The organism is Desulfosporosinus sp. OT (assembly GCF_000224515.1).
Lineage (GTDB): Bacteria > Bacillota > Desulfitobacteriia > Desulfitobacteriales > Desulfitobacteriaceae > Desulfosporosinus.
In genome coordinates, this window is record NZ_AGAF01000269.1 from 23,700 (window position 1) to 30,058 (window position 6,359).

6 protein-coding genes are annotated in these 6,359 nt (G+C 42.1%); 3 read left to right on the forward strand and 3 right to left on the reverse strand.

The genetic code is table 11. The features are described from left to right. The first annotated feature begins 63 nt into the window (after positions 1 to 63). A complete protein-coding gene (locus DOT_RS26150) occupies positions 64 to 366 on the forward strand; it encodes a late competence development ComFB family protein (protein WP_040413520.1) in 303 nt (100 codons plus the stop codon). A 247-nt stretch (positions 367 to 613) separates the two neighbouring features. Further along, on the forward strand, positions 614 to 1,288 hold the full coding sequence (locus DOT_RS26155; protein WP_009624636.1) for a Crp/Fnr family transcriptional regulator: 675 nt from the start codon (positions 614 to 616) through the stop codon (positions 1,286 to 1,288). On the opposite strand, the gene DOT_RS26160 is transcribed toward DOT_RS26155, so the two are convergent. Continuing rightward, positions 1,285 to 2,142 (reverse strand): hypothetical protein, encoded by an 858-nt coding sequence (locus DOT_RS26160; RefSeq protein ID WP_139024312.1) that lies wholly within the window; start codon positions 2,140 to 2,142, stop codon positions 1,285 to 1,287. The two genes, DOT_RS26155 and DOT_RS26160, sit on opposite strands and share 4 nt — an antisense overlap. A 277-nt stretch (positions 2,143 to 2,419) precedes the next feature. Here DOT_RS26160 and DOT_RS26165 point away from each other — a divergent pair, with 277 nt between their 5' ends. Further along, complete coding sequence (locus DOT_RS26165; RefSeq protein WP_009624638.1) at positions 2,420 to 4,669, forward strand: DEAD/DEAH box helicase; 2,250 nt, start codon at positions 2,420 to 2,422, stop codon at positions 4,667 to 4,669. 189 nt (positions 4,670 to 4,858) lie between these two features. Here the strand turns inward: DOT_RS26165 and rd are convergent, their stop codons facing one another. Together rd and DOT_RS26180 are read right to left on the reverse strand one after the other, a co-directional pair. After that, the gene (gene rd, locus DOT_RS26170) at positions 4,859 to 5,020 is read right to left on the reverse strand and encodes a rubredoxin (protein WP_009624639.1); all 162 of its coding nucleotides are present in this window, start codon (positions 5,018 to 5,020) and stop codon (positions 4,859 to 4,861) included. 571 nt (positions 5,021 to 5,591) lie between these two features. After that, a complete protein-coding gene (locus DOT_RS26180) occupies positions 5,592 to 6,284 on the reverse strand; it encodes an HAD family hydrolase (protein ID WP_009624641.1) in 693 nt (230 codons plus the stop codon). Positions 6,285 to 6,359: the final 75 nt, after the last annotated feature.

The following is a 6,359-nucleotide window of genomic DNA, read 5'->3' on the forward strand; positions in this document are numbered from 1 at the left end:
CTTTAGTCAATTAACCCTTATCATAAAAACTAATGACAAAATATAAAGGAGCTAAAAAATATTATGTATGAACTTAACAACCATACGAAACTTGTTGTCTATCAATCGCTCCAAGATTATCTTCAAAACAACAAAATATCTTGCTCATGTGAACGTTGTAAGGCTGATATTATGGCATTTGCCTTGAATCGTTTACCACCACGCTATTATGTTTCTTCACGTGGCGAAATTATGACGCAATGGGAATCTCATGCCCTTCCAGACCAAGCGCGTGTTATGGCTGAGGTTGTCCGAGCTGCTCAACATGTCAGTGCTTCACCCTCACACTCATTAGATGACCAAAATACAGTTAACTCGCATTTATAATGATGATGACAACCAATACGGCCACTATAAATATTGCCAATACCCGAAAAGGGGTATTGATGACTTGTCGCATACTGACAAAAGTCAATTCAATGCCAATCATACCCTAACCTCCTCACCCTTTATTAGGATATGGTGATTATTGGTATGCGGTGAGGCTGTGGAGTCTGATTTCAATTACATTATTTTTTGATTGACCGGAAAAGCTGGTTTAGAGAGAACTCAAATCAGAAAAGAGGCGCAATACGTGCTTAAACCTGAAGAACTTCTCCGTTTTTCGCTGTTTTCGTCTTTAACCGCTGAGGATGTCGCTCCCCTGGTCCCTCATTTACATGAGCGTCGTTACCGTCGTGGACAACTATTGTTTGTTGAGGGAGAGATTGGTTCGTCAGTTTATTTTGTTCTTTCTGGACAAATCAAGCTCAGTAAATCAACACTAGGGGGCGAGGAACAAATTCTCGATTGGTGCGGTCCCTATGATTGTTTCGCTGAGGTCCTGCTTCTTGAAACCGGATCATATCCTGCCACAGCCCAAGTCCTTCAAGACAGCCTCCTATTAGTCCTACATAATGACGTCATGCCCCGTATTCTAGAGACTAACCCCGCTCTTTCTGTAGCCCTCATTCGCACACTGAGTCGACGATTAAGACTTGCTCAAGAGTTCATACGGATCTTAACAAACCGTTCTACCGCTGGAATTCTTGCCGCCCTGTTTCTTCGCTTGGCGCAACCTTCCCTTAAACCCGGAAATCCTATTTATGTAGATGCGTCTCTCACTCATCGGGATCTAGCCAGCATGATTGGTACATCTCGCGAATGTGTCAACCGTGCCATTAACGGTTGGAAAAAATCCGGAATCTTAAAACTGGTCGATGATCGATTGGAAATTATTAAGCCCTATGAATTAGCCGAATGGCCTTAATTAAACCCCATCATAATGGAGCTTTCAGGTCTTTCCAGTTGATTTATTATGTGCCAACACTCTTCCCAACCCATTGTCAACTGACGCCGCCAGAAAACCATAGCTGCACGCGTCTTTTCACCCGCTCGTTCATTAAGCATGCTTTGGTTTGGCGTTTTCCCCCCCCACGCTTTAACCCATTCCTGATAACATTGAATCAGTTCAGTTGATTGACTCCTTAAATATCGTATAGAAAAAATACACGCCAACCAGTGGATGACCTCATCCTCCCCTCCTCGAGCATATACTTGCCCATCTAAATCTGCTCCAGTGATCAAAAGGAGCAAAAACAAGAAATGAACGCGTACAGCTTGTCGCAATGACTCAGGATTCAATTGGAGGATTTCTGCAAACCGACCTAAAGGCTTAAGAAAGAGTTTCACACAGGGATCACGATAAGTAAAAATTCCAAAAGCAGTCAGTGGGATTGGAAAAACATCCTCTAAGCCGCTTTCTTGTAATTGACCTACTAATTCTCGTTCAGCTTGAACCAAACGTTGTTCTCTTATTAACAGTTGGTCTTTTGTTTCGTTTAGGAACAATTCTGCGTCTTTAGGACGTTCAGGAAGAAAATCCGACCATTCACGTAATCGTGAGCGTCGTGGCATTAGTATATCAATTAAAGATCCTGTTTCTTGATGCAACAGTTTGAATCCCTGGCGTACGCGCTCAGGGTCGCGATATAAGCCTCTCATTAACTTTTCTGCTGCATGGGGAATTTCCACGGATTCCTCAAACCGTATTATCGCTTCTCCGTTTCTCTCTGGAAACTTAAGTCCCATAGCCTGCTCAATATCTAGTCGCAATGAAGACACCACTGATCCCCCCTTAGCCTTGTCTCTTGTTTTACTTATCAGAAAGTATAACTTTCAGTTACATACTGCAAGAATGCTAATTCGTGCGAAGACGGTGTCTTCGTCTGTAGCATAAGTGCAACTAGGCGGCCGCCTTCGCTGAGGCTTGTCGCCAGCCAAGTTTTCTTTACATCTTATGGATTGTGGTGATCATTCAGACCATTTCCGGCTTAAAGTTGACCATTAATCTCCGCTTTGTTAAAATAAGTAAAATGACATCAGAAACGAGCTGACTAACATGTCTAAGCGCACCTATCATGAGTTCACTCTCGACTCTTTTCAAGAAGAGGCACTGGATGCCATTGATGCCGGGAAATCCGTCATTGTAGCTGCACCTACAGGTACCGGAAAGACGCTTGTTGCAGATTATTTAATTGAAAAAGCCATGAATGAGCATTTAAGAGTTATCTACACTGCGCCTATTAAAGCGTTAAGCAATCAAAAATATAGGGACTTCAAAAAACAGTTTGGAGAAGATGCAGTAGGCATCATGACTGGCGATGTTGTTCTAAACCCAACTGCCCCTCTTCTCATCATGACGACAGAAGTTTTCCGCAACCAAGTCATCACGGAAGACCCTAATCTCGAATTTATATCTCATATAGTTTTTGATGAAATTCATTGGCTAAATGATGAGGAACGAGGAACTGTCTGGGAAGAGTCAATTATTCTCGCGCCCGCGAAAATGAAAATTCTTGGGTTAAGTGCAACAATCGCTAATGCCCAGCATTTAGTCGATTGGATCAAATCCATCCGGCATGAAGATGTTGCTCTAATCGAAGAAGCCAAGCGGGTTGTCCCTTTAGAGTACTTTTACTATACCAAAGACACTGGCCTAGTAAATTACGATCAGCTTTGGCATTACTATCGCCAGAAACTGAAGGACCGTATTAATGATGAAAACCCCTTTAGCCCAACCACTCATTTAGACCTCATCCGCACAATTCAGCGTGACCATCTCCCGGCGCTTTTTTTTGTCTTTAGCCGAAAACAGTGTGCCTTAAAAGCTATGGAATTGGCTACGCTAGCCAACTATTTAAAATCTCCAGAACGCCGAACTGTTGAAGAAAAATTCTTTCAACAGTTTGGTCCAGAGGCTGACTGGTCGTCTTCGACACGTCAGCTTAAGCGTTTATGTTCTAAAGGGATCGCCTATCATCACGCTGGGTTGCTTCCATCCCAAAAAGTAATTGTCGAAGAGCTCTTCCTAGAACGGCTAATTAAGGTGCTTTATTGCACAGAAACATTTAGTGTAGGAATTAATTATCCAGTCAAAGCTGTTTGTTTCGACTCACTCAATAAATATGATGGGCGCAATTTTCGTCCGCTTGCGAATCATGAATTTTTCCAGATGTCCGGTCGTGCCGGACGGCGCGGTCTTGATAAAAAGGGGTTTTCATTTGCCCTTGTCGATTTGGCTTATATGGAAAAAAGTCCGCCCCCAAAATTCCAGTTAAATCGGCTTGAGCCACTTACCAGCCAATTTCGACTGACCTACAATACAGTACTTAACCTTACTGCAACTCTAACGCAAGAACAAATTGAAATCTACTTTCAAAAAAGTTTTGCAGCCTATAGCTACCGGTTGAGCTCGGATCACCTTCACAACGAATTAATTCAGATTCAACAACAACTCGAAGGAGCTCAACATCAACTCTGTGAAGCAGTAGGTTCATTTAACTGTCCTTTAAAGCACCATCCTAAACGCAAGGAATTAGAAAGACTCCGGAAAACGTATAAGGCTCTGGGGCCTCGAAAGCAGTCCCGCGTATACGGACGAGAGATGGCCCGTAAAATTCGCTCCTGGGAAAAGTTGTTATCTCAATCTCCGAAGAGTTGCCTCTCAGGGCGACAGGAGAGCTGCAAAGATCAAAGCAAAGCCTATCTAGCGATACAACAACGGCATAAAGATCTTCAAGCAGCCTTAGCGAGCCTTCCCGAGGAAAATGCCTTTCTTCATGAATTTGAATATAAAAAGAATCACCTCCGTCAAATAGGGTATTTACGCGGAGATGAACTTTTGCCTCGCGGTACATGTGCTAGCCATATTTATGTCCAAGAGCTATTAGTTACCGAACTTATTTACTCAGATGTGTTCTCTCAACTTGATGACGATCAGCTGAACGCCTTGCTTTCAAGCATCGACTTTGAAGCAAGAAAAAATGATATGTTTCAACGTGCTACTGTCTTCGATTCAGCTCCTGTCAAAGAGATCTGTGAATACATCCAAAGTATTTGTGGTCAAGATGCCATTAGATACGACCCACGAGTCGCAGGAATTACCTATGCCTGGAGTCAAGGCCAAACGTTCGTTGAAGTTCAAGCTTTGTGTAACCTTGATGAAGGTGATATCATTAGCGTTTTTCGACGAACCATTGATCTCATGCGCCAGATGCGGGAGGCCGTGAGCGATACAGCCCTACGAGCTCGGCTAAAAGTATGCATGGAAAAACTTGATCGAGATGAAGCGGCTATAATGGAACTTTAGGAATAAGGGAATTGGGCTGCTTCAATAGGCACAACTTTATGACAAGAAGGGACCACTGACCCTGGTTGGTTTAATAAATTATGCTTTCGAACTAGCAAAACAAAAGGGAAAAGCTCTTTTTAAAGCTTTTCCCTTTTATAACTTTTGGCCCTCAACGCCTTATCAAGGACTGTATAATGTATGTTCCAGTTACGCTTCAACCTCAAACTCACTTTTACTTACTCCACAGAGTGGACAAACCCAATCATCTGGGATATCCTCGAAAGCGGTACCCGGAGCAATTCCTGAATCAGGATCCCCAACCTCAGGATCATAAACATAACCGCAAGCCGTGCAAACATACTTTTTCATAAAAACGCCTCCATCCATAAGTAGTATTAGTTTAGATTTAAACTAATACTACTTTAGCATCTTTAACCTATTTTAGCCAATTAAATCTTAAATAATTATTATCTTAAGGAACCCTTATACAAAGAAATATTATAATTCTTCAAGACATAGCAACGAAAATTCTCAACACAATGACACTGTTCAGTGTGATCACAAAAACCCACCTCGAGTTTTCCCATTAAATGGTGATGCAAAATATGTACATTTACGTATAAGTGATTTACCCGCTCGCTCACTATTAGATAGTACCGAGTCGCGAAATAAAACAACACGATCATAGCAATAATTATAATTATCCGGATACCTGGCAAGAACCAAGGAATAAACAAACTACCTAACCCAAGAAAAAAATAATAATTATCCCGATTGTTTCTTGTAGTTTAGCGTTTTTCCACTCTTTATATCGACCAAGAAATTCATAGAATAACAAAGCCATACGCACTGAAGGGGCCGGCAGCTCTACGAGTCTTGCCGTTTTGTTTAGTACGGGGTGGCAAAGTATTCCCACGCTCATCCTTCCCTTCTGAGGTGCTTATAAATTCCCTTGACTTATTAGACGGAAAAGATCGTCGAGCTGACCTACATAATCTGTCTCCACCTCAGATTCTAAAGTTCCCACAAAAAAAAGTTTCATCCCTAGTTCCCGACAGATTATATCTTCTATATGTTCACTGACTAATAAACAACTATCCGTTTTAACACCAAGACTTTCGGCAACTTCTCTAAAAAACCCGAGATGGGGTTTACAATAATGAAAGTTATCTAAGGCAGGAATAACTTTAAAATGTTCCGGAGTAAGCCCGGCCCAGCGAAGCTGTTTTTGCATAGCAGTTAACGGTAACAATGGACTCGATCCAACAGCCGTTAAAAAACCTTGTTGAATAGCATACTCAACGACTTTAACCCCCAGAGGAATGGTCTGAATCAAGCAACGCAACGTAGGAAAATCGGATTCGTAAAACTCCTCAAAAATTGGTCGCAGTGTTTGGAATGAATGACCAGTGGCTTTACTGAAGTCATCGTAAAATGTCTGCATATTAGTTTGCCCCGGTTTAGGTTCATTTTTCATAGTCTCTAGCGATTTTAATAGTTGTTTGGAAAACTTATCAGGGGAGATAAGGTGCGCAAAGCGAGGGGCCAAGATTCCTAGGTAATTCCGCATGAAATCGGCCCCATCTACTTTTGCCAACGTACCCTCTATATCAAAGAGAATGGCTTGAATCACGATCCTGTCCTCCTATTGAGGTCTCAAACACAGAACTATTCATTGTTCCGGTTCTACACTATATTATTCTCCTTT